Raw genomic sequence first — 21864 nt, 5'->3', positions numbered from 1 at the left:
TGCATCAGCCTTCCTGCTCCAGAAAGGCTTCCAGGGCGGCCAGCCGCGTCTTCAGCGCGGCGACCTCCGCCTCCAGCGCGGCCACCCGGCCCGGCAATCCCACTTCGATCGCCTCTTGCGGCTGATACTCGGCAAAGCAGCCGCCCGGCCCGCACAGCAGGTGCGTCCAGCGGGCACCCCGCTCGCCAGGCTGCCGCGCCATCCGTTCCACCAGAGGCGGATACTTGTCGGCCAGCGCGGTAAGCGCCGTTTCCACTTCCTCGATGCCGCTGAAGCCATAGAGGCGTCCTGCCTTGGCGCGGATTTCGGCCGCTGTCTGCGGGCCACGCAGCATCAGCACCGCCAGCGCGGCCAGCCGGGCCCCGTCGATATTCCACACATAGGGCAGGCGATGCTCGTACTTGGCTACGCGGCTGCCTCCGGGCTGCCGCTCGCCCACCAGCTTCTGTGCCATCAGGCCGTCCAGCGCGGTGATGACGTCCGTTTCGGACAGTTGCAGCACGGGTTCGCGATTGGTCAGCTGGTTGCAGCCAGCCACGAGCGCGTTGAGCGTCATCGGGTAGGTGTCGGGGGTCAGTGCCTGCTTCTCGATCAGTACGCCCAGCACGCGTACTTCATGCAGGGTGAGGGTACGTTCTTCCATTGCGGTCTCCTGCGCAGTCATTCATCGAAGGGAAGAGGGCGGGACGCACGTGGCGGTAGCGGTGCTTGACAAGGCCCCGGCCGCTCGCCACCCTTCCTTCCCGTTTTATCCAGGATACCTTCCATGATCCGTGTCGATCTTCTCCTTGTCGAGCAGGGACTGGCCGCTTCGCGCACCGCCGCGCAGAACCTGATAGCTGCCGGCCGGGTCAGCCGTGTGGAGGGCGGCCGGGCCGAGCCGGTGGCCAAGCCCAGCCTGAAGCTCCCGCCCGATGCTGTGCTGGTGGTCCGCCCCGACCCCTCGGACCGTTTCGTGTCGCGTGGCGGTCTCAAGATGGAGGGCGCGCTGGCACGTGCGGGGCTGGATGTGACCGGCCTGTGCGTGCTGGATGTAGGGCAGTCCACTGGCGGCTTCACCGACTGCCTGCTGCAGGCAGGCGTGGACCGCGTGGTGGGGGTGGACGTGGGACATGGCCAGCTCGCCCAGAGGTTGGCCGAAGACGCGCGGGTGACCGCTTTCGAGGGCGTCAATGCCCGTGCCCTTGATCATGCGGCGCTGCTTTCGGCCAACGGTGGGCAACCCTTCGACCTTATGGTCTGTGATGTATCGTTCATCTCGCTGACGCTGGTGCTGCCGTCGGCCCTGCCACTGGTGCGGCCGGGTGGATGGCTGCTCTCGCTTGTCAAGCCACAGTTCGAAGTGGGCCGGGAAGGCTTGGGCCGTGGCGGGCTGGTGAAGGATGCCCGCCACTACCCGCTGGTGGAGAGGAAGATCCGCGATGCGGTGGTCGAGCTGGGTTACGAGGTGCTCGACTGGTTCGACAGCCCCATCACCGGTGGCGACGGCAACCGGGAGTTCTTCATCTTCGCACGTCGCCTGGCGTACTCAGAGTAAGGGCGGCCGGTCGGCCATGGCGCTGTCCGCTTCTTCCTGATCACCCCGGATCACCATCACCGGGCAGGGGGCCTCGCGCAGCACGGCTTCGGCAAAACTGCCCATCAGCAGGTGGCGCAGCCCGGTACGACCATGGGTGCCCAGCACCACCAAGTCCGCGCGTTCGCGTTCGGCAAACTGCACAAAAGCATGCGCCAGCGCGCCCTTGCCTTCCCAGGTTTCGCCTGCATGCAGATGGATACGGTGGCACCCCTCGTTGAGTGCCACTTTCTCGGCGGCCTCCAGTAACGCCTGGGCCGCCTGCCGGCCCGCCTCATGCAACTGATGATTGTCGCTGGTGCCGACGGTCCGGTTGGCCAGCGCCTGCAGGTCCACCACATGACACAGCGTCAGCCGTGCATCGACAGCCGCCGCCAGCCGTCCGGCCTGGCGCAGGGCCTGGACATTGCCCTGATGGTCGTCCACCGCCGCCACGATATGCCTGAACATGCTTGCCTCCTTGCCTCTTCCGGTATTGATCTGCCCAATCAGCATACACCCCTGCCGCGATGCGAAAAGCCGTGACACCCGCCTCCCTTGACCTAGGGCAACTGACGGCGAGCCGTAATTTCCGTAGAATAGGCGGCTTTGTTTTATGACAGAAGAATCTAGCCGACCGGCTTGCGGAAAGGACGACAGCTAAAGATGTGGGCATTGATCGCGGGGGTCGGAATCGGAGTAGTGCTGGCGGTGGTGGCAGGCCGCATGATCGCGGGACGCCGGCAGCCCCCGGGGCAGCGTGCTGCCGGCCGCCAGGATGTCCGCCCCACCCTGGCCCAGACCCAAACTCGGCCCATCGGCATCATGGACCACTCCACCGGCGAGGCCTATGGCCGCCTGCTGCGCGCCAGCCGAGGAGACCGTGCGCTGGCCGAGCAGTGGATTCAGGCCGAGCAGTTCCGTCATCCTGGCCTGGGTCGCGAAGCGGCCATCGAGCAGGTCGCAGCGCGCTTGCAGGCGCAGCGCAAGGGTCCTGCAGGCGGCTGAGTCCGCCCGGGGCACCTGCAACGGGAAAGCCACCCTCTCGGGTGGCTTTCCTTTTGGTACTCACCGCGGATCAGGCAGTATTGCGCAGGTAGCGCCGCTCCCACGGGGTGATCTCCTCGCGGAAGCATCCCAGCTCCAGCTCGCGCAGGGCCAGCAGCGCGGCGGTGAACGCTTCGCCGAATAGCCGGGTGGGGGCGTGCGACCCCTGCATTGCCTCCAGTGCCGCCTCCATCGAGCAGGGCAGCATGTCGCAGGGGCTCTCCTCGCGAAACACATTGCCTTGCACCGGCTCGGAGGGCGCGGTTTGGTCCTGGATGCCCAGCAGTCCCGCTCCGAGACTGGCGGCCAATGCCAGGTAGGGGTTGGCGTCGCAGCCCGGCAGGCGGTTCTCCACCCGTCGCGCAGCGGGCGGGGCCACCGGGATGCGCAGGCCCACCGACCGGTTATCCACCCCCCAGGAAAGGTTCACGGGGGCGGCCAGGCCCTTGGTGAAGCGCCGGTAGGAATTGGGGTTGGGACAGAAGAGCGGCATCAGCGCGCCCAGGTGTGTCTGAAGCCCGCCGATGTAATGATGGAAGAGGGCGGTCGGTGTGCCGTCAGCGTCGCTGAAGACATTCTGGCCGTTGGCATCCACCACGCTCTGGTGCAGATGCATTGAGCTGCCGGGTGCGCCGGCCAGCGGCTTGGCCATGCATACTGCCGTCAGGCCGTGACGTAGCGCGGTTTCCTTCAGTACATACTTGAAGAGAAAGGTCTGGTCGGCCAGTGCCAGCGCCTCGCCGTGCTTGAGGTTGATCTCGAACTGGCTCACACCCATCTCGTGCACATAGGTGTCGGTGCCAATGCCCAGCACCTCGCAGGCACGGTACAGATCGTCGAAGAAGTCTTCCAGCTCGTTGAGGGCACCTAGTGCGAAGGCCTCCTGGCCGGTCTCCACCCTGCCGCCACGCAGCTCGGGCGGCTGGAAAGGTGCATCGGGGTTGGCCGAAGGCCGGAACAGGTAGAACTCCAGCTCCGGTGCCACCACTGGCTGCAGACCCAGTCGGGCATAGCCCTCTAGCACGCGCCGCAGGGCAGAGCGCGGTGCGATCGGAGAGTAGCCGCCGTCGTGGTCCACGCAGTCGCACAATACCAGCGCCCGCGGCGTCTTGGCCCATGGCACCGGCCGCAGCGTGGAAAGGTCGGGTTCCAGCGTGACGTCCGGGTCGTGCTCGCCGTAAAAGCGATAGTCGGGGAAGTCGCCCGTGTAGGACTGGATGGCCACGGCACGCGCAATCGCCAGCCGCTGGCCTGCGAGGAAGGCGGCAGCCGGCAGCGTTTTGCCGCGTGGTACGCCGGTCATGTCGGGAAAGATCATCTCGACATCACGTACGGGGGGGCTTCTGAGCCAGGCTGCTGCCTCATCCGGCAGCACGCGTTCAGACATGGTGTTTCTCCGTTTTTATCGATGGATGTGGCGGGGCCTGTCGTCCGATGTCTGTTGTTTTTCTGGAGCAAAAGCTCCGGCCGATTATGCCATGCGCGCCACGGGGGGCAAGACCGGGTAGGCGGGCTGTCGTTTTTTGCGTAAAATCTTGCGCTTCGAACAGGAGGACCGACCATGTACCAGTCCGAATTCACCGCCTTCATGAAAGACTTCCTCGAGAAGCACCCGGAGGTGGAACAGGAGCGCCGCGAACTGCGTCTGACCTGGTGGGACCGCAAGCTGAATCTGGAGGATCTGCGCCGCTGGAAAGAGTCGCGTCTGCCGCAGAAAGGCTACGCCTACCAGCCGGAGTGAGGTGTCCGCCGCGCAGTCGGCGCCCGAAGAAACGCCCCTCGCGGGCGTTTTTGCTTTCAGGAACGAGGAAACGCATGACCCACCGCTCACTGCCGCTGGATGCAGCCCTGCACGACTATCTGCTTGCCATCGGCCTGACCGAGCCGCCGGTGATGGCGCGCTTGCGCTCCCATACCGCCGGGCACCGTCTGGCCAAGATGCAGATCGCGCCCGAGCAGGGGCAGTTCATGGGCTGGCTGACGCGCCTGACCGGGGTGCGTCGCTATCTGGAGATCGGCGTGTTTACCGGCTACAGCACCCTGGCGGTGGCGCTGGCCATGCCGCCCGAAGGAGAGGTAGTGGCCTGTGACGTCAGCGAGGCCTTCACTGATATCGCCCGGCAGTACTGGCAGGAAGCCGGCGTGGCCGACCGCATCAGCCTTCATCTGCAGCCGGCCAAGCTTACCTTGGAGACCTTGCTGGCCGAGGGGCAGGCAGGCAGTTTTGATCTGGCCTTCATCGACGCTGACAAGCCCGGCTATCCCGATTATTACGAAGCCTGCCTCCAACTGGTACGGCCCGGTGGTGTGATCGCGATTGACAACATCTTCCTCTCCGGCCGTGTCATGCAGCCGCAGGCGGACGATCCGCCAGGCGTGCACCTGATACATGCCTTCAACGCCCGACTGAGGGAAGACAACCGCATCCACCTGTGCGTGCTGCCGGTCGGGGACGGATTGACCCTTGCCATCCGGCGTTAAGATGGCCCATCCTCAGAAACTTTTATCGCACAGCCGGCGTCTCACCGGCTGTGCTCAACCCGGCCGGCGGGGGGATGATATGATCGCCCCGTTGTCCTTTGGCCCATTCGCATGCTGAACCGTCGCCCACGCCGCCAGATGAACCAGATGAACGTCGTCCCTTACATCGACGTGATGCTGGTGCTGCTGGTCATCTTCATGGTGACCGCTCCCATGTTCACCCCCGGGGTGATCGAAGTGCCCTCGGTGTCCAAAGCCCCGGCACTGGCCCAGAAGCCGGTGGAAGTGGCCATCGACGCCAGCGGCGCCATGACCGTACGTGTCGGTGAGACGTCCCGTCCGGTGGAATCCGTGGACACCTTGGCCGAAACGCTGCGCACGGTGCGCACCGACGACGCGCCGGTGGTGATTTCTGCCCACCGCGACCTCAAGTACGCCGATGTGGTCCGCGTGGCGGATGCGCTGCACATGGCCGGCATCAACAAGGTGGCCCTGACGGTGAAGCAGCCGTAATGACCAGGCAGCCTGTCGGGCCGGGCCTGGTATCCTGGCTGATTTCCCTGCTGTTGCACGCGGTGGTCATCGCGGGGTTGGCGCTGAGCGCTTTTCATGAGCCCGAGTTCGAGAAGCCGGTGCCCATGGCGCTGGAGCTCTGGACGAGTGCGCCACCTCCACCGGTCGATGAAACTGTGGTGCCGCAAACGGTCCCTGTCCGGCCAAAAGCGCCCGCGCCTGAAGTGGCCGCGCCCCCTAAGGCCGACATTCAGCTTGGCGAGCGGACGCCCCCCGCACGCAGCAGCGCCTCTGCCCCGGTGGCGATGGCCAAGGCGCCCGCACCCAAGCTGCGGCCAGCGCCCAGGCCCGAACCCACGCCCGAGCCGAAGCCTGTGCCGGCCAAGGTTCCGCCCAAGACGGATAGCAAGCCCGAACCCAAGCCGGCCCCCGGGGAGCGGAAGCCCGCCACCAAGCAGGTCGACACGCCGGCCAACCGGGGCAAGCAGACGGCCCCGCGCTACAACGCCGACGCCGACGAACTGCTGGCCGATCTTGGGAGCAACAATACCAGCCGCAAGCCCAACGGCCGCAGTGACCAGCCCGGTTCGGCCAACGGTGTGATGGGGGGCAGCCCCAGCGGCAAGGGAGTGGATGACAGCGGTTACAGCAGCAAGGTGGTCGCCCGCATCCGGCCGCTGATCCAGATTCCGCCAGACATGGAGGGCAACCCCAGCGCGGAAGTGGAGGTCACCATCCTGCCTACGCTGGAGGTACGCACCATCCGGCTGATCAAGTCCAGTGGTCATGCGGGCTACGATCAGGCCGTGCAGCAGGCCATCCGAGAGGCGCGGACATTCCCGCCGCTGCCGTCCGGAGCAGACCCCGCTGAGTACCGACGTTTCCGGCTGGTGTTCCGGCCGAAGTAAGCCCAGAGGCATCGCCTGTTTTCGAGGAAAAGCATGAAACCCTTCAGACTGTTGCTGACATTGGCTTGGGCGCTCGCCGCGCTCTGCATGCTGCCGGCTGCGCGGGCCGAAATGACGATCGAGATCGTCGGTGGCGGCACCAACCGTCACCCGATTGCCGTGGCCGCCTTTCAGGACGAGGCCAGCCGCGTGGGTGGCAACCTGACCCCCATCGTGCGCAGCGACCTGGACATGACCGGCTTCTTCCGTCAGATCAGCCCATCCGCAGTGCCCATGGCGCCGGCCGACCCCGCTTCACCGCCACTACCCGCCTGGCAGGCAGCCGGTGCGCAGTCACTGGCGCTGGGCCGAGTGGAGGATGCGGGTAACGGACAGGTACGCATCAGCTTCCGCCTGTTCGACACTGCCCAGCGCAAGCAGCTCACGGGTGGCACCTTCACCGTGCCGGTGGCACAGACGCGTGACGTGGCACACACCATCGCCGACATGATCTATCAGGCGCTTACCGGCCACCGCGGCCTCTTCAACACACGTATCGCCTACGTGCTGAAGTCCGGCCGCGAGTACCTGCTGCAGGTGTCCGATGTGGATGGTGCCCGTCCGCAGACCATCCTGCGCTCGCGCGAACCGATCATCTCGCCGTCCTGGTCGCCGGACGGCCGCCGTCTGGCCTATGTGTCGTTTGAAAGCCGCAAGCCGGTGGTCTGGGTGCAGGACTTGGCCACCGGCCAGCGCCGCGCTGTGGCCAACTTCAAGGGCAGCAATTCGGCACCCGCCTGGAGCCCGGACGGCACCCGCCTGGCCGTGGTGCTCACCACCAGCGGCAACTCGCAAGTGTATGTGATCGACGCCGCTGGCGGACAGGCCCGCAGGGTGACGCGCAGCGACGCCATCGACACCGAACCGACCTGGACGCCGGATGGCAATACCCTGCTGTTCGTCTCCGACCGTAGCGGCACGCCTCAGATCTACAGTGCGCCTGCTGGCGGCGGTGAAGCGCGGCGCCTGACATGGGAAGGCAGCTACAACGTCTCGCCCAAGGTCTCGCCCGACGGTCGCAGCTTCACCTACGTGCGACGCGAGGGCGGACGCTTCCGCGTGATCGTGCAGGACTTCGGCAGCAGCGACAGCCGCACGATTTCCGATGCCGCCTACAACGAGCGCCCCAGCTTCGCCCCTAACGGTCGCATGGTGCTGTATGCCAGCGACGAGGGGGGGCGCAGCGTCCTCTATGCCGCCAATCCCGATGGCTCCAGCCGTGTCCGTCTTGCCGTGATCAACGGCGATGTGCAGGACCCGGCCTGGGGTCCCTTCAACCAGCCGTAACCCCTTCGTCGTTCAACCCAAGGAGACCCCAGAATGAACTGGAAACACGTACTCGTCAGCACCGCTACCGTCACGCTGCTTGCCGCCTGCGCCAGCAAGCAGGCTCCGGCGCCCGTGACCGGCTCCACCGGCATGGACGGCCAGGCTTCCACCGTCACCCCGGGCACCGCCGGCCAGAACACCGTGGACCCGCTGCGTGACCCGAACAGCCCGCTGTCCCAGCGCAGCGTGTTCTTCGACTTCGACTCCAGCGTGGTCAAGGGCGACGGCCAGACCGTGGTCAACAACCATTCGGCGTACCTGAAGTCGAACAGCCAGCGCAAGGTGACCATCCAGGGCAATACCGACGTGCGCGGCAGCCGCGAGTACAACCTGGGTCTGGGGCAGCGCCGTGCAGAGAGCGTGAAGCGCGCCATGCAGGTACTGGGCGTTCCGGAGTCCCAACTCGAGGCCGTCAGCTTCGGCAAGGAAAAACCGCGTGCCACCGGCAACACCGAGGCCGACCACGCCCAGAACCGTCGTGCCGACATCGCTTACGACGGCGAGTAAACCGTATCTTGTGCCGGGCCGAGTGCCCGGCGGAACCGACCGGACATTCCGATGAAAAGGCTCGTTCCCTGCACCCTGCTTGTGGCGCTGCTGGCCGGCTGTGCCAGCACCAGCGATCTTGAAGAAACCCGGCGCCAGCTGGACCTCGTCAACCGGCAGGCGTCCACACGTCTGAGCGAGGTCGAGGCCAAGCTCGCCAATGAAAAGCTCCTCGAGATGGTGGGGCAGGTGGAGGCGATGAAGGCGGAGGTCACCCGCCTGCGCGGCGAGCTGGAAACCCAGCAATACGCCTTGGCCACCACCCAGAAGCGCCAGAACGACCTTTACAACGATCTGGACGGCCGGCTGACCCGGCTCGAGGGCGGCGGCAGCGCCACTTCGGCCGACCCGGCCGCGCCCGCCGCCCCGTCAGGGCCAGCGGCGACCACGCCCCCGGCCGTGCCGGTGCTCACCCCGGCCGCGCAGGACTACGACCGGGCGCTGGGTATGCTGCGCAATCGCGAGTTTCCGGCTGCCATCGACCTGCTGCGTCGGATCAGCGCCCAGTATCCTGCTACCCAACAGGGCATCGAGGCGCAGTACTGGCTAGGTGTGGCGCATACCGCGCTGCGCCAGTACGATGCGGCGATCGATATCCACCGCCGCTTTGCGGAGCAGCATCCGGATCATGCCAAGGCACCGGATGCCCTGCGCAACGTGGCCAACTGCCAGCGCGACCTCGGCCAGAACGACCAAGCCAAGGCCACCCTGCGCAAGCTGATCAAACAGTACCCGACGAGTGCGGCTGCCCAGAAGGCGCGGGAACTGTTGCCGCGTCTGTGATCGTAAGTTCTTCTCGCAGCACCGCTGACAGGCCGGCTTTTGCCGGCCTGTCGCCTTTTGGGTGTCCGTATCGGGAAAGTCTTTTCAGATCAAGATATAAAACGGTTATGGGGCAACCGGCGCTTCGGGTAAAATCGCCGTTTTCCCTTCCTTTGCGAGCCTTACGCCATGATCGAAGTCGGCATCGTGATGGGTAGCAACAGCGACTGGGAAGTCATGCAGAATGCTGCACGCGTTCTGAAAGACTTCGGTGTCGCGTTCGAAACCCGTGTCGTCTCCGCCCACCGCACGCCGGACCTGCTGTTCGAATATGCCGCCACCGCCGAGTCGCGCGGGCTGAAGGCCATCATCGCCGGGGCGGGGGGCGCAGCCCACCTGCCGGGCATGCTCGCCGCCAAGACGCATGTGCCCGTTCTGGGCGTGCCGGTGCCGTCGCGTTACCTGCGTGGCGAGGACTCGCTGCTTTCCATTGTGCAGATGCCCAAGGGCGTGCCGGTGGCTACCTTTGCCATTGGTGAGGCCGGTGCCGCCAATGCCGCGCTCTTTGCCGTGGCGATGCTGGGCAATACCAGCCCGACCTTGGCCGAAGCGCTCAAGGCCTTCCGCAGCCGACAGGAAGAGACCGTGCTGGCGATGACCCTGCCGGAGGTGGAGTGATGGCTGCCATCCTGCCGCCGGCCATGCTCGGTATCTTGGGGGGCGGTCAGCTCGGCCGCATGTTCACCGTGGCGGCCAAGACCATGGGCTACCGGGTGACAGTGCTCGACCCGGACCCGCAAGCGCCTGCCGCGGCGTATGCCGATGTGCATCTGGCCGCGCCGTACAACGATCCGGTGGCGCTCCAGACGCTGGCGTCCACCTGCGCGGCCGTCACCACCGAGTTCGAAAATGTCGATGCCGAGGCCATGCGCTGGCTGGGCGACCGGGTGCCGGTGTCACCTTCGGCTGACTGCGTGGCGATTGCACAGGACCGCATCGCCGAGAAGGCATGGATCAACCAAGCCGGGCTGCCGACCGCCCCTTACCAGGTGATCCGCACCGAAGGCGACCTGGACGCTGATCTGTCGGCTTGCCTGCCAGGCGTGCTCAAGACGGCGCGGCTGGGCTACGACGGCAAGGGCCAGGCCCGGGTGGCCACGGTGGAAGAAGCGCGCGCGGCCTTCGCCGCCATGGGCAAGGCGGCCTGCGTGCTAGAGAAGCGACTTGACCTCAAGACCGAGATTTCGGCCATCGTCACCCGAGTGAGCCATGCGCAGATGGCAGTGTTTCCGGTAGCGGAAAACCACCATGCCCACGGCATCCTGGATGTGTCCATCGTGCCGGCCCGGGTGGACCCACCACTGGCGGCACTGGCCCAGCTGATGGCGACGCGCTTGGCCGACGCACTCGACTACGTGGGGGTGCTGGCGGTGGAGTTCTTCGTGCTGGAGGACGGCAGCCTTGTGGTCAACGAAATGGCACCGCGTCCGCACAACTCCGGCCACTACACGCTGGATGCCTGCCTCACCGACCAGTTCCAGCAGCAGGTGCGAGCGATGTGCGGCCTGTTGCCGGGCCGCACCGATCTGTTGAGCCCGGTGGTCATGGTCAACCTGCTGGGGGACGTGTGGAAGGAAGACGGTGCCGAGCCGAACTGGTCGGTACTGATGGAGGCCCCCAATGCCCACCTGCATCTTTATGGCAAGGCGCAGGCGCGTCCTGGCCGCAAGATGGGGCACTTCACCGTGCTTTCGGCCAAGGTAGACGACGCCCTAGAGCAGGCTGAGGCGCTCAAGGACACCCTGTAGTCTGTAAGTGTTGTCGGCCAGAGCCACTTTACTCAGGCCGCGGCGGATCTTGAGCATGCCTGACGTTTCTGCACCGCCTTCTCCGGCGTCATGCCAAAGATCCGGAAGATGCGGCCTGTGTGTCAGGTGCCTGATCTGGGCGGCGTCTGGCGCGGCCTGTCGTGGGATGTCGAGCGGCCGGCAGAGTGTGTGCGGGCAGCGCCGCCTGCCAGAGCAATTGCAGCGAAGCGGCGTCGCTCGGCTTCCGTAACGCCGACGGCTATCTTCAAGCTGCAACAGCTTCGCTGCAGAGCTGTCTGGTCGCTGCCCGGAAACGGCCTTACGAAGGCAGGCAATGGTTTGACTGAAGCGCGGCCGCAAGAGTGATGCCGCGCCAGGATCAAGACGATCAATTTGATGAGAGACGTGTCATGACCGGTACCCCTACCACCCTGAAAAGCCTGAAGAAGATCTACTCGGGCAAGGTGCGCGATCTGTACGAGATCGACGACAAGCGCATGCTGATGGTTGCCACGGACCGCCTGTCGGCGTTCGACGTGATCCTGGACGACCCCATCCCCGGCAAGGGCCAGATACTCACTGCCATTTCCAACTTCTGGTTCGACACGCTGAAGGATGTGGTCCCCAATCACCTCACCGGCGATAAGGTGGAAGCGGTGGTGGCCGCCGACGAACTGCCCTTGGTCGAAGGCCGTGCGGTGGTAGCCAAGCGTCTGAAGCCGGTGATGATCGAGGCGGTGGTGCGTGGCTACCTGGCCGGCTCCGGATGGAAGGAGTACCAGAAATCCGGAACCGTGTGCGGCATCGCGCTACCGGCCGGACTGAAGGAAGCCAGCAAGCTGCCCGAGCCGATCTTCACGCCCTCTACCAAAGCAGCCGTGGGCGACCACGACGAGAACATCACCTTTGCCCAGTGCGAGGCCATCGTCGGTCGTGAACTGGCTGCCCAGGTACGCGACACTGCCATCCGCCTTTACAAGACCGCAGCCGAGTTCGCTGCCAGACGCGGCATCATCATCTGCGACACCAAGTTCGAGTTTGGCTTGGACGAGGCCGGGACGCTGACCCTGATGGATGAAGCCCTGACGCCCGACTCCAGCCGCTTCTGGCCGGCAGACAGTTACGCCGAAGGCACCAATCCGCCATCGTTCGACAAGCAGTTCGTGCGCGATTGGCTGGAGGCCTCCGGCTGGAACAAGCAGCCGCCCGCCCCGGCCGTGCCCCTGGACGTGCGCGAGAAGACCGCGGCCAAGTACCGTGAGGCGCTGGAACGCCTGACCGCACAGGCCTGACCGCCACCTGCGGGCCGCTTCGGCCAACCCTGCCCAAGCCGGGCAGGGGGCTGTGGCCCGGTTCCCCACCTTCTTGTGTCCGTGGCCGCCATGACCCTTGCCCAGCCTGTGCTGACAACCCCGCGCCTGCAGCTGGTTCCCGTTTCGCTCGGCTGGGCCCGTGCGCTTCTGGATTACCACCTGCGCAACCGCGACCATCTTTCTCCTTGGGACCCGGTCAGCGGCGACATGTACTACACCGAGCTGAACTGGACCATGCGTTGCCGGCAGCGCATGCGCGACTGGAGCGACGGCCGAGGGGCGGCGTACGTGCTGGTGCGGCCGGAGCAGCCGGGCGTGGTGGCCGGTGTGGTGCAGCTGTCCAATATTGTTCGCGGGCCGCTGCAGGCGGCGCATCTGAGCTATAGCATCGACGCCACGCTGGAGGGGAAAGGCTACATGCGCGAGGCTTTGGAAGCCGTGGTCGCGCTGGCTTTCGGCCCGCTGCGGCTGCATCGCCTGATGGCCAACTACCAGCCGCACAACGACCGCAGCGGGGGCCTTCTCAAGCGCCTCGGCTTTGTCGTGGAAGGTCGCGCCCCGGCGTACCTCTTCCTCAACGGTGCCTGGCGCGACCATGTCCTCACTGCCCGGGTAAACCCCGACTTCGACCCGGCCCAGCTTCTGGCATGAGGTGGCAGGCTGCTCAAACCCTTTGAAAAATTGGGGTTTTTGTCGCGCCTGCTTCGGGTAACATGGAGTCTCCCGAACTTGGCATGAGGTGAACATGACGCTGGATCCGGTCGTGCTCTTTTTCCTGCTGGGCCTGGCTGCTGCGCTGGCCCGCTCCGATCTGAAGCTTCCCCCCGCTCTTTACGAAACCCTTTCCGTCTTCCTGTTGATCGCCATCGGCCTCAAGGGCGGTGTAGCCCTGGCCAAGCTGGGCAGTGCCACCGTCCTGTGGCAGGCCCTGCTGGTCATCGGACTGTCGGCGCTTCTGGCGCTGGTGGCCTTCGGTGTACTGCGCTTGCGGCTGGCACGGCCGGACGCTGCCGCCACAGCCGCTCATTACGGCTCGGTCAGCGTGGTGACTTTCGCCGTGGCCAGCAGTTACCTGACCCGCCAGGGCATCTCCTACGAACCGCAGCTCACCGTCTTCCTCGCCGTGATGGAAATGCCGGCCCTGATCGTGGGCGTGGTGTTGGCCCGGCTGGGCGCGCAGGGCCAGGTCGCCTGGGGCCGCCTGGCGCACGAGGTGCTTCTTGGCAAGAGCATGGTGCTGTTGCTGGGCGGACTGCTGATCGGCTATCTGGCCGGGCCCGAGGGCATGAAGAGCCTGTCACCGTTATATGTGGACCTTTTCAAGCCGGTGTTGTCGCTGTTCCTGCTGGAAATGGGCTTGGTCACGGCCGGCAAGCTGGCCGGGCTGCGCGCGCAGGGCGTGTTCGTCGCCCTCTTTGCCCTGCTGACCCCGCCGGTGTTCGCGGTGGTGGGCGCGCTGACCGGGCAGGGGATGGGCCTGTCCACCGGCGGTGTGATGCTGCTGGCCACGCTGTGTGCCTCCTCCTCGTACATTGCCGCACCTGCTGCCATGCGCATCGCAGTGCCTGAGGCCAACCCCGCCGTCTCCTTGGCGGCAAGCCTGGGTGTCACCTTTCCCTTCAACCTGCTCGTGGGCATCCCGCTGTATGCATGGCTTGCCCGCACGCTGACCGCATGAGGCCAAGCCGATGACCTTCCACAGCAAGAAGCTGCTCACCATCGTCACCGAGTCTGTACTGGAGGGCCAGCTCGTCGAGGACATCCGTCGCCTGGGCGCCCACGGTTACACCGTGTGTGATGCCCGGGGCGGCGGCACCCACGGCGTGCAGGGCGGCGCCTGGAGCTTTGACGCCAACATCCGCATCGACGTGGTTTGCGACGAGGCGGTGGCTGGGGCGATTGCCGAGCGCTGCCGGTCGCGTTATCTGCCGCATTACGGAATGATCGTGTACGTTTCCGAGGTGGGCGTTTTGCGCCCGGAAAAATTCTGACAGGAACCCCCATGCAGACTTGGACGCTGCAGCGCGACGACGGCCACCACATCCAGGGCCGTGCCTGGCCCGCTGTAGGCGAACCCAGAGCGGTGGTGGTGATCAGCCATGGCCTCTCCGAGCATGGCGCCCGCTACGCCCCCATGGCCGAGGCCTTGGCCCACGCCGGTTACACTGTCTATGCCTATGACCATCGCGGACACGGCACCGGCGCGGCTGTGCCGGGGTGGTTGGCGGCCGAGGGCGGTTGGCAGAAGCTGGTGGACGATCTGGCCGCGGTTTGCGCCCTGGCCGAGCGTCAGGTGCCCGAGCGCCCCGTGGTGCTTTTCGGGCACAGCATGGGCAGCTTCGTGGCACGTCAATGCTTCGTGCAGTACGGACGGCAGCTGGCGGCGCTGGTGCTGTCTGCCACGGGCTACCGCCAGGCACCGCTCGCGCATGCCCTGCGCGCCCTCTCCAGGCTGTGCGGCCGCTGGTCCGGCCCGCAGCAGCCCAGCGTCTTTCTTACCCGCCTTGTCTTCGGCAGTTTCAACCTCGGGTTCTGGCCGGCGCACACGCCGCTGGACTGGCTGTCGCGCGACCGTGCGGCGGTGGCGGCCTATCAGGCGGATCCGCTGTGCGGTGCGCCGCCTTCAGCCGGCCTCTGGGCTGACCTGTTCGGCGGAATCATCGAACTGGAGCGGCTGGAGCGGCGCCCGCTGCCCTTGCCGCGCATCCCGGTGTATCTGGTGGCGGGCAGCCGTGACCCGGTCAGCCTGGGCCGCTTCGGGCTGGGCCAGCTGGCCCGCCGCTACCGCAGCCACGGTGTGAGCGATGTCACCGTGCGCGTCTACCGGGGCGGGCGGCACGAAATGCACAACGAAACCAACCGCCACGAAGTATTGGCCGATCTGCTGGCCTGGCTGAACAGCCGGCTGCGTCAGCGGTAACGGGCGTCAGCCACAAAGGGGTTGTGGCGCTTCTCGGCACCGATGGTGGTGAGCGGTCCATGGCCCGGAACCACCGTGGTTTCGTCCGGCAGCACGAAGAGCTTGCGGCGGATGGCATCGATCAGCTGCGCGTGGTTACCCATCGGAAAGTCGGTGCGCCCGATCGACCCCTGGAACAGCACGTCCCCCGCGATCAGCAGCGCCGACGGCGCGTGATGGAACACCACATGGCCCGGCGTGTGGCCCGGACAGTGCAGCACGGACAGCGTTTCGGCCCCCACCCCCACCGTATCCCCTTCGGCCAACCAGCGGTCCGGGGTCAGCGGAGCGCTGGGCGGGAAACCGAACAGCCGACCCTGGTCAGGCAACTGATCCAGCCAGAATCGCTCGCTTTCCTGCGGGCCTTCGATCTTCACCTTGCGGGCCGAGGCGAGGGCTGCCGCGCCGCCTGCGTGATCGATGTGCCCGTGGGTCAGCAGGATGCGCGCCAGTGTCAGCCCCTGCTGGTCGAGGTAATCGGCAAGGCGGTCGGTGTCGCCGCCCGGGTCCACCAGCGCCGCCTCGCGTGTGGCGTCACACCACAGCACGGTGCAGTTCTGCGCGAAAGGGGTTACCGGAATCAGGTGGTAGTGCAGGGCCATCGGCGTGTTCCTGTTATCGGATGAAGGTGTCAGTTGCGGCTGAGGGTGCGGTTCACCGCATCGCGCCAGCCGTGATAGAGCGCATTGCGCCGGTTGTCGGGCAGTGAGGGCGAGAACGCGGCAGCCCGCTGCCAGAGGGTTTCCAGAGCGTCGAGCGAGTCGAACACACCAGCGCCCAGCCCGGCAAGCCCCGCAGCCCCAAGGGCAGTGGTCTCGATCACCCGGGGGCGCTCAACCGGCACCGCCAGCATGTCAGCCAAGAATTGCATCAGCCAGTCGTTGGCCACCATTCCGCCGTCCACCCGCAGGGCATCCGGCGCTTCGGTGCCGTCGGCACGCATCGCTTCCATCAAGTCGCGCGTCTGGTAGCACACCGACTCCAAGGCCGCGCGCACGATGTGCGCGATGCCCGAGTCGCGGGTCAAACCGATGATGGCCCCTCGGGCCAGCGGGTCCCAGTAAGGCGCCCCCAGCCCGGTGAATGCCGGCACCAGATATACGCCGCCGGTGTGGTCGATGCCGCGTGCCAGTGCCTCGGTCTCGCCGGCATGGCCGATGAGGCGGATGGCATCGCGCAGCCATTGCACCGCCGCACCGGCAATGAAAATGCTGCCTTCCACGGCATACGTCGGCTGGCCCTCCAGGCGGTAGCAGACGGTGGACAGCAGCCGGTGCCGCGAGGCCACCACGGTGTCGCCGGTGTTCTGCACCATGAAGCAGCCAGTGCCGTAGGTGGACTTAACCCGGCCGGGCCGAAAGCATGCTTGACCGACGGTGGCGGCCTGCTGGTCGCCGGCCATGCCGGTAATCGGCAGGGGTGGGCCGAAGAGAGTGGTCGTGCCAAAAGGGTGGGCATTGTCGTACACCTCCGGGAGCAGGGCTCGCGGAATGTCGAACAGCGTCAGCAGTGTATCGTCCCAGCACTGGGAGTGGATGTTGAACAGCATGGTGCGCGCGGCGTTGGTGGCATCGGTGGCGTGTACCCGCCCTTCGGTCAGCCGCCACAGCAGAAAGCTGTCCAAGGTGCCAAAGGCGATCTCGCCCGCCTCGGCGCGCTGGCGCAGCCCCGGCAGCGTGTCCAGCAGCCAGCGGATCTTGGTGGCGGAAAAGTAAGGGTCGAGCACCAGGCCGGTTCGCGCTGTCACGGTGTCGCCGTGTCCGGCAGCGGCGAGCGCCTCGCACAGGCCTGCGGTACGACGGTCCTGCCAGACGATGGCGTGATACACCGGCTTGCCGGTGGCACGGTCCCACAGCACGGTGGTCTCGCGCTGGTTGGTGATGCCGATGGCCAGCGGTCGCTCTGGCGATTCGGCCAGGGCGGTGCGGCAGACCGCCAGCGTATCGCTCCAGATCCGCTCCGGGTCGTGTTCCACCCAGCCGGCGGCAGGAAAGATCTGCGGCAGCTCGCGCTGTGCACGGGCCACGACCTGTCCGGTGGTGTCGAAGACGATGGCACGGGTACTGGTGGTGCCTTGATCGATGGCAAGAAGCGTTCGGGTCATGGTGGTGCAAAGCCCTCCATCGCATGCTTCGGCGGGCGGCTGCATTTGCCGCCGGGGCCGGAGTATGTTAATTAATTAACGGTGATTTTTCGTTTGCGAACTGCCATGAGCCGCTCACCCCGTCACGACAAGATCCTGCAGCTGGTCCGCGAAAACGGCTTCATGCCGATCGAGGAGCTGGCAAGGCTGCTCGATGTCACCCCGCAAACCATCCGCCGCGACATCAACCAGTTGTGCGAAGCCAACTTGCTGCGGCGATACCACGGCGGTGCGGCTCTCGGCAACAGCGTGGAAAACGAAGACTACTTCGCGCGCAAAGGAAAATTGCAGAACGAAAAAGCCCATATCGCAGACATGATCGCCGACAGTATCCCCGATCATGCCTCCCTGTTCATGAGCATCGGTACCACCATCGAGGCGGTGGCCCAAGCCTTGGCCAATACCCACAAGGGCCTGCGTGTCATCACCAACAACATCCATGTGGCCTCCATCATGTCGGCCAACCCGGATTTTAACGTGATGATCACCTCCGGCGTGGTGCGTGCCTCCGACGGGGGCATTACCGGGGTGGCGACGCTGGACTTCATCAACCAGTTCAAGGTGGATTACGCCATCCTTGGCGTGTCTGGCATCGAGACCGACGGCTCCCTGCTCGACTTCGACTACCGCGAGGTACGCGTGGCCCAGGCCATGATGGCCAATGCCCGCCACCGCTATCTTGCCGCCGACCACAGCAAGTTCGGTCGCAACGCGCTGGTGCGCATGGGGCACATCAGCGACTTTCACGCCATCTTCACCGACGAACAGCCGCCCGAACCGCTGGCCAATCTTCTCGAGGAGCATAACGTGCGCGTCTTCCGCGCCGACCGGGGCGAGTCTGCCGCGCCGGCTCGCTAACCGCCCCTCCGCCTTCTGCCAGACCCGGCCGCCCGCCGCAAGCGGGGCCGGGTCTTGCGTTATACTGTCCGTTTTCCGCGCCAAGTTGTGACGTTGATGAATGTTTTTTATGAAGAAAGCGGCAGCTTCAAGGTAGGCAGCATCGTTGCCCGCAATGATGCGAGCCTGCAAGTGGACACCCAGCACGGCAAGCGCGCCAAGATCAAGGCCGCCAATGTGCTGCTGGAGTTCTCCTCCGATCTTGGCGCATTCCTGCCGGCTGCCGAAGCGCTGGCCGGAGAGCTTGATCTGGATTTCCTCTGGGCCTGTGCCCCCGACGACGACTTCGACTACCAGACGCTGGGGGCCGAGTATTTCGGCCATCTCCCAACCGCCATCGAGTCGGCGGCGCTGCTGATGAAGCTGATGGGCGCGCCGATGTACTTTTACAAGAAGGGACGCGGCCGCTTCAAGCGTGCACCGGAAGAGGCCCTGAAGGCGGCTTTGGCCGGTATCGAGAAGAAAAAGCGCGAGCAGGCGCAAATCGATGCCTGGGTTGTCGAGCTGGAGGCGGGGCAATTGCCGGATGCCCTGCGCCCGCACCTGATGACGCTCCTGTTCCGTCCGGACAAGAACACGCTGGAGTACAAGGCTTTCGATGCGGCCTGCCGCTCCCTGAACCTGCCGCCACTGCGCATGGCCGCCCGGGTGGGCGGCATTCCCTCCGTGCCAGAGTACCTGCTGGCCGGGTTCCTGATGGAGCACTTTCCGAAAGGGGCTGGCTTTGGCCCGCTGCCGCCGGTGAACGCGCCCGCTGACCTGCCGCTGGCCGAGGTGGAAGCCTTCTCCATCGACGATGCCGCCACCACCGAGATCGACGACGCGCTGTCGCTGGTGACGCTGCCCAATGGCAACCGGCGGGTGGGCATCCACATCGCCGCGCCCACTCTGGGCATCGCGCCGGGCTCGGAGGTGGAGAAGCTGGTGTTCAACCGGCTCTCCACCGTGTACTTCCCCGGTGACAAGATCACCATGCTGCCCGACTCGGTGGTGGAGGTGTTCACCCTGCAGGAAGGGGCTGCCTGTCCCGCAGTCAGCCTCTACGTCGAGGTCACTCCCGATTTCGAGCCCGTGGGCTTCGAGAACCGCATCGAGCGCGTGCGGATCGCCGCCAACCTGCGTCACGATCAGCTGGAACAGGTATTCAACGAGGAAACGTTGGCCGCCGCCGATGGCGGACCCGACTATCCTTTCAAGGATGCGCTGACCTGGCTGTGGAATTTCGCGGTGGCACTGGAGAAGCGCCGCGGCAAGCACGACCCGACCCGCCCGGTGCAGATGGACTACAGCTTTGCCATTGAGGACGGACGGGTGCTGATCACCCCGCGCCGCCGCGGTGCGCCGATGGACAAGCTCGTCTCCGAACTGATGATCCTGGCAAACAGCGAGTGGGGCCGCATGTTGGCCGAAGCAGGCATTCCCGCGATGTACCGCGCGCAAAGCATGGGCAAGGTGCGCATGACCACCAAGCCCGAGCCGCACATCGGGTTGGGTGTTGCGCAGTATGCCTGGGCGACCTCGCCGCTGCGCCGCGCCACCGATTTCGTCAACCAGCGTCAGCTGCTGGCAATGATTCGCGGCGAAAAGCCGGAGTTCGAGGAAGGCAACGCGATGCTGTTCGCCATCCTGCGGGATTTCGACGCCGCCTACAGTGCCTATCTGGGTTTTCAGGACCGGATGGAACACTTCTGGTGCCTGCGCTGGTTCACCCAAGAGGGAGTGACCGAGCCGACCGCCACCTTCATCAAGGAAGATCTGGTCCGTATCGATGGCCTGCCCCTGCGCCTGCGCGTGGGCGGGCTGCCGGAACTGACGGCTGGCGAGCGCATCCGGCTGCAGGTGGTGCGCATCGATGAACTGATGCAGGAGATCGAACTGCGCTATCTGGGACGGCTGGAGGCGCCTCCAGCACTCAGCGAGACCGCAGTCGGCTGACGCGGCCGCTTCGTCCCGTAATATGCATAACGCCCGGCTGGTCCGGGCGTTATGTCAAAGGCCAGTCAGACAAGTTCGTGCTGCACCGTGCACGCTGCGCGCAGCGCCGGCATCGCTTCGGCCAACCTTGCCGGGTCCAGCCCCAGACGCTGCACCACTGCCTGTGGCAGGGTTTCCAGCATCTCCGACTCGCTCATCTCCACGCCGAAACCCGCCACAAGGAACGAGGCCAGGCTGATCAGCGCCGCGTAGGGCGTGGCTTCTCCAGCCTCCAGCGGGTCATGCTGGTGGCGGATGGCTTCCTGCAGCAGCGGCGGGAAGTTCCATCGCCGGGCCAGCTCCGCCCCCACCTCGGTCAGGTCGATCCCCAGGGTGAGGCGCTCCACGCTCAGACGGTCGCTGCCCCCGGCCACCAGACGGTCCACATGGCTGGCCTCCACCGGCAGCGCGGCATGCAGCACCAGTTCCCCGATCTGTGCCAGAAGGCCGCAGGTATAGCCCAGCTGGGGTCCAGCCCGGCCAGGCGGGCCAGACCCTTGGCGGCATTGGCCCGACCCAGGCTGTGCTGCCAGAAGGCGGGCATGTCGAAGTGGGGCATGCGTACTGCCGCGTCGGTGATGCCCGAGGCAATCACCAGCATGCGCAGGTTGTCAAAGCCGAGCAGCACCACCGCCTCGTCCAGAGAGCCCTCCCTGCCCAGTCCGCCGAAACGCGCGGTGTTGGCCAGACGCAGCACGCGTGCGCTCAGCACCTGGTCCTGCGCTACCTTGTCGATGATGCTGTCGATGCTGACGGCCGTGTCCTGGAAGCTGGAGATCAGTTCCTGTACCACTTTCGGCACGCTGGGCAGGCGGCCGGACGCGCGTTCGAAGAGATGTGCTGCATCCATGATGATCCCCTCCGTCGAGATGTCGTTTTTCTTGAAAGCCAAGTGGCTGATTCGAGTGTAGGACAATCCAACATGTTGAGGAGATTTTTTTGCGCCTCAGCCGTGTGCGAGGGCTGCAGCCTCGGCAGCCAGGCGCGTGATGCGTGCCCAGTCGCGGGTACCGATCGCATCGTCCGGCGTCAGCCACGATCCGCCCACCGCCATTACGTTGGGCTGGGCCAGGTACTCGGCGGCATTGCCGGCGTGAATGCCGCCCGTGGGGCAGAAGCGCAGGTCGGGCAAGGGACCGGCCAGGGCCTGCAGCAGACGCACGCCCCCCACAGCCTCCGCCGGGAACAGCTTCTGCACCAGAAAGCCTTCGTCCTGCGCATGCATGGCTTCGGAGGGCGTGGCCACACCGGGGATGAAAGGTACGCCAGCGCTACGCGCGGCCGAGGCGAGTTCCGGCGTCAGGCCGGGGCTGACGCAGAACTGTGCTCCGGCATCCAGCGCCGCCTCCATCTGGGGTCGGGTGCGCAACGTGCCCGCCCCCACGATGACCTCGGGCAGCTCGTCCCGCATGCGGCGCATGGCGGCGAGCGCCGCCTTGGTGCGCAGCGTCACCTCGAGCACGGTCATGCCGCCAGCAACCAGCGCATGCGCCAGATCCACCGCCACGGCGGCATCGTTGACCACGATCACCGGAATCACCGGTCCCTTTCGCATCAGTGTCAAAGCATCCATTGCATTTCCTAGGCTGG

The 21864-nt window shown here is 65.8% G+C and carries 24 protein-coding genes and 1 pseudogene; 18 read left to right on the top strand and 7 right to left on the bottom strand.

Annotation, left to right across the window (positions count from 1 at the left end):
• Window positions 1-4: 4 nt before the first annotated feature.
• Entirely contained in the window at window positions 5-643 is a 639-nt protein-coding gene (locus EV669_RS03305; protein ID WP_054285186.1) for a YceH family protein, read from the bottom strand.
• Window positions 644-766: 123 nt separating this feature from the next.
• Here EV669_RS03305 and EV669_RS03300 point away from each other — a divergent pair, with 123 nt between their 5' ends.
• Complete coding sequence (locus EV669_RS03300) at window positions 767-1537, top strand: TlyA family RNA methyltransferase (protein ID WP_054285185.1); 771 nt, start codon at window positions 767-769, stop codon at window positions 1535-1537.
• Here EV669_RS03300 and EV669_RS03295 read toward each other — a convergent pair.
• Window positions 1529-2026 (bottom strand): universal stress protein, encoded by a 498-nt coding sequence (locus tag EV669_RS03295; protein WP_165922689.1) that lies wholly within the window; start codon window positions 2024-2026, stop codon window positions 1529-1531. The genes EV669_RS03300 and EV669_RS03295 overlap by 9 nt on opposite strands.
• A 195-nt stretch (window positions 2027-2221) precedes the next feature.
• On the opposite strand from EV669_RS03295, the gene EV669_RS03290 reads away from it, so the two are divergent.
• Window positions 2222-2563 (top strand): hypothetical protein, encoded by a 342-nt coding sequence (locus tag EV669_RS03290; RefSeq protein WP_132097876.1) that lies wholly within the window; start codon window positions 2222-2224, stop codon window positions 2561-2563.
• 70 nt (window positions 2564-2633) lie between these two features.
• Here EV669_RS03290 and EV669_RS03285 read toward each other — a convergent pair whose 3' ends face one another.
• Window positions 2634-3989: a glutamine synthetase family protein gene (locus tag EV669_RS03285; RefSeq protein WP_054285182.1), complete on the bottom strand. Its 1356-nt coding sequence runs from the start codon at window positions 3987-3989 to the stop codon at window positions 2634-2636.
• Window positions 3990-4163: 174 nt separating this feature from the next.
• Between EV669_RS03285 and EV669_RS03280 the strand changes: the two genes are divergently transcribed.
• The 14 genes from EV669_RS03280 (at window position 4164) to EV669_RS03215 (ending at window position 15221) form a co-directional block, all read left to right on the top strand.
• Window positions 4164-4343 (top strand): DUF3460 family protein, encoded by a 180-nt coding sequence (locus EV669_RS03280; RefSeq protein WP_054285181.1) that lies wholly within the window; start codon window positions 4164-4166, stop codon window positions 4341-4343.
• A 74-nt stretch (window positions 4344-4417) separates the two neighbouring features.
• Window positions 4418-5083: a class I SAM-dependent methyltransferase gene (locus tag EV669_RS03275; protein WP_132097875.1), complete on the top strand. Its 666-nt coding sequence runs from the start codon at window positions 4418-4420 to the stop codon at window positions 5081-5083.
• Window positions 5084-5194: 111 nt separating this feature from the next.
• Window positions 5195-5596, top strand: coding sequence for a biopolymer transporter ExbD (locus tag EV669_RS03270; RefSeq protein WP_054285179.1), 402 nt, complete (start codon window positions 5195-5197; stop codon window positions 5594-5596).
• Window positions 5596-6504, top strand: coding sequence for a cell envelope integrity protein TolA (locus EV669_RS03265; RefSeq protein WP_132097874.1), 909 nt, complete (start codon window positions 5596-5598; stop codon window positions 6502-6504). The genes EV669_RS03270 and EV669_RS03265 overlap by 1 nt, the downstream gene beginning before the upstream one ends.
• Window positions 6505-6537: 33 nt before the next feature.
• Window positions 6538-7830 (top strand): Tol-Pal system beta propeller repeat protein TolB, encoded by a 1293-nt coding sequence (gene tolB, locus EV669_RS03260; RefSeq protein ID WP_132097873.1) that lies wholly within the window; start codon window positions 6538-6540, stop codon window positions 7828-7830.
• Between the two features lie 33 nt (window positions 7831-7863).
• A complete protein-coding gene (pal, locus tag EV669_RS03255) occupies window positions 7864-8379 on the top strand; it encodes a peptidoglycan-associated lipoprotein Pal (RefSeq protein ID WP_055433966.1) in 516 nt (171 codons plus the stop codon).
• Window positions 8380-8430: 51 nt separating this feature from the next.
• Window positions 8431-9201, top strand: a complete 771-nt coding sequence (gene ybgF, locus EV669_RS03250) for a tol-pal system protein YbgF (RefSeq protein ID WP_054285175.1) — start codon at window positions 8431-8433, stop codon at window positions 9199-9201.
• Between the two features lie 168 nt (window positions 9202-9369).
• Window positions 9370-9858, top strand: a complete 489-nt coding sequence (gene purE, locus EV669_RS03245) for a 5-(carboxyamino)imidazole ribonucleotide mutase (RefSeq protein WP_055433967.1) — start codon at window positions 9370-9372, stop codon at window positions 9856-9858.
• Window positions 9858-10988: a 5-(carboxyamino)imidazole ribonucleotide synthase gene (locus EV669_RS03240; protein WP_054285173.1), complete on the top strand. Its 1131-nt coding sequence runs from the start codon at window positions 9858-9860 to the stop codon at window positions 10986-10988. Before purE ends, EV669_RS03240 begins: the two co-directional genes overlap by 1 nt.
• A gap of 410 nt (window positions 10989-11398) precedes the next feature.
• Window positions 11399-12280, top strand: a complete 882-nt coding sequence (locus EV669_RS03235; protein WP_132097872.1) for a phosphoribosylaminoimidazolesuccinocarboxamide synthase — start codon at window positions 11399-11401, stop codon at window positions 12278-12280.
• Window positions 12281-12370: 90 nt separating this feature from the next.
• Entirely contained in the window at window positions 12371-12952 is a 582-nt protein-coding gene (locus tag EV669_RS03230) for a GNAT family N-acetyltransferase (RefSeq protein ID WP_054285171.1), read from the top strand.
• Between the two features lie 94 nt (window positions 12953-13046).
• Complete coding sequence (locus tag EV669_RS03225) at window positions 13047-13979, top strand: sodium-dependent bicarbonate transport family permease (protein ID WP_132097871.1); 933 nt, start codon at window positions 13047-13049, stop codon at window positions 13977-13979.
• Between the two features lie 10 nt (window positions 13980-13989).
• Window positions 13990-14292 carry a P-II family nitrogen regulator gene (locus EV669_RS03220; RefSeq protein ID WP_054285170.1) on the top strand — a complete coding sequence of 101 codons (303 nt, stop codon included), beginning with the start codon at window positions 13990-13992 and terminating at the stop codon, window positions 14290-14292.
• A gap of 11 nt (window positions 14293-14303) precedes the next feature.
• Window positions 14304-15221 (top strand): alpha/beta fold hydrolase, encoded by a 918-nt coding sequence (locus EV669_RS03215; protein ID WP_054285169.1) that lies wholly within the window; start codon window positions 14304-14306, stop codon window positions 15219-15221.
• On the opposite strand, the gene EV669_RS03210 is transcribed toward EV669_RS03215, so the two are convergent.
• Both EV669_RS03210 and glpK read right to left on the bottom strand, forming a co-directional pair.
• On the bottom strand, window positions 15212-15862 hold the full coding sequence (locus tag EV669_RS03210) for an MBL fold metallo-hydrolase (protein ID WP_055433969.1): 651 nt from the start codon (window positions 15860-15862) through the stop codon (window positions 15212-15214). The genes EV669_RS03215 and EV669_RS03210 overlap by 10 nt on opposite strands.
• Window positions 15863-15891: 29 nt before the next feature.
• Entirely contained in the window at window positions 15892-17364 is a 1473-nt protein-coding gene (glpK, locus tag EV669_RS03205; RefSeq protein WP_132097870.1) for a glycerol kinase GlpK, read from the bottom strand.
• A gap of 105 nt (window positions 17365-17469) precedes the next feature.
• Here glpK and EV669_RS03200 point away from each other — a divergent pair, with 105 nt between their 5' ends.
• A complete protein-coding gene (locus EV669_RS03200; RefSeq protein ID WP_054285166.1) occupies window positions 17470-18261 on the top strand; it encodes a DeoR/GlpR family DNA-binding transcription regulator in 792 nt (263 codons plus the stop codon).
• Between the two features lie 96 nt (window positions 18262-18357).
• Window positions 18358-20235 carry a ribonuclease catalytic domain-containing protein gene (locus tag EV669_RS03195; RefSeq protein WP_055433970.1) on the top strand — a complete coding sequence of 626 codons (1878 nt, stop codon included), beginning with the start codon at window positions 18358-18360 and terminating at the stop codon, window positions 20233-20235.
• 65 nt (window positions 20236-20300) lie between these two features.
• On the opposite strand, the pseudogene EV669_RS03190 reads toward EV669_RS03195, so the two are convergent.
• Together EV669_RS03190 and eda are read right to left on the bottom strand one after the other, a co-directional pair.
• Window positions 20301-21124, bottom strand: a pseudogene (locus EV669_RS03190) (HDOD domain-containing protein).
• A gap of 96 nt (window positions 21125-21220) precedes the next feature.
• On the bottom strand, window positions 21221-21847 hold the full coding sequence (gene eda, locus EV669_RS03185) for a bifunctional 4-hydroxy-2-oxoglutarate aldolase/2-dehydro-3-deoxy-phosphogluconate aldolase (protein ID WP_054285163.1): 627 nt from the start codon (window positions 21845-21847) through the stop codon (window positions 21221-21223).
• Window positions 21848-21864: the final 17 nt, after the last annotated feature.

Origin of the sequence: Gulbenkiania mobilis, assembly GCA_004346645.1 — a bacterium.
GTDB lineage: Bacteria > Pseudomonadota > Gammaproteobacteria > Burkholderiales > Chromobacteriaceae > Gulbenkiania > Gulbenkiania mobilis.
This window is presented reverse-complemented; position numbering and strand designations above follow the sequence as displayed.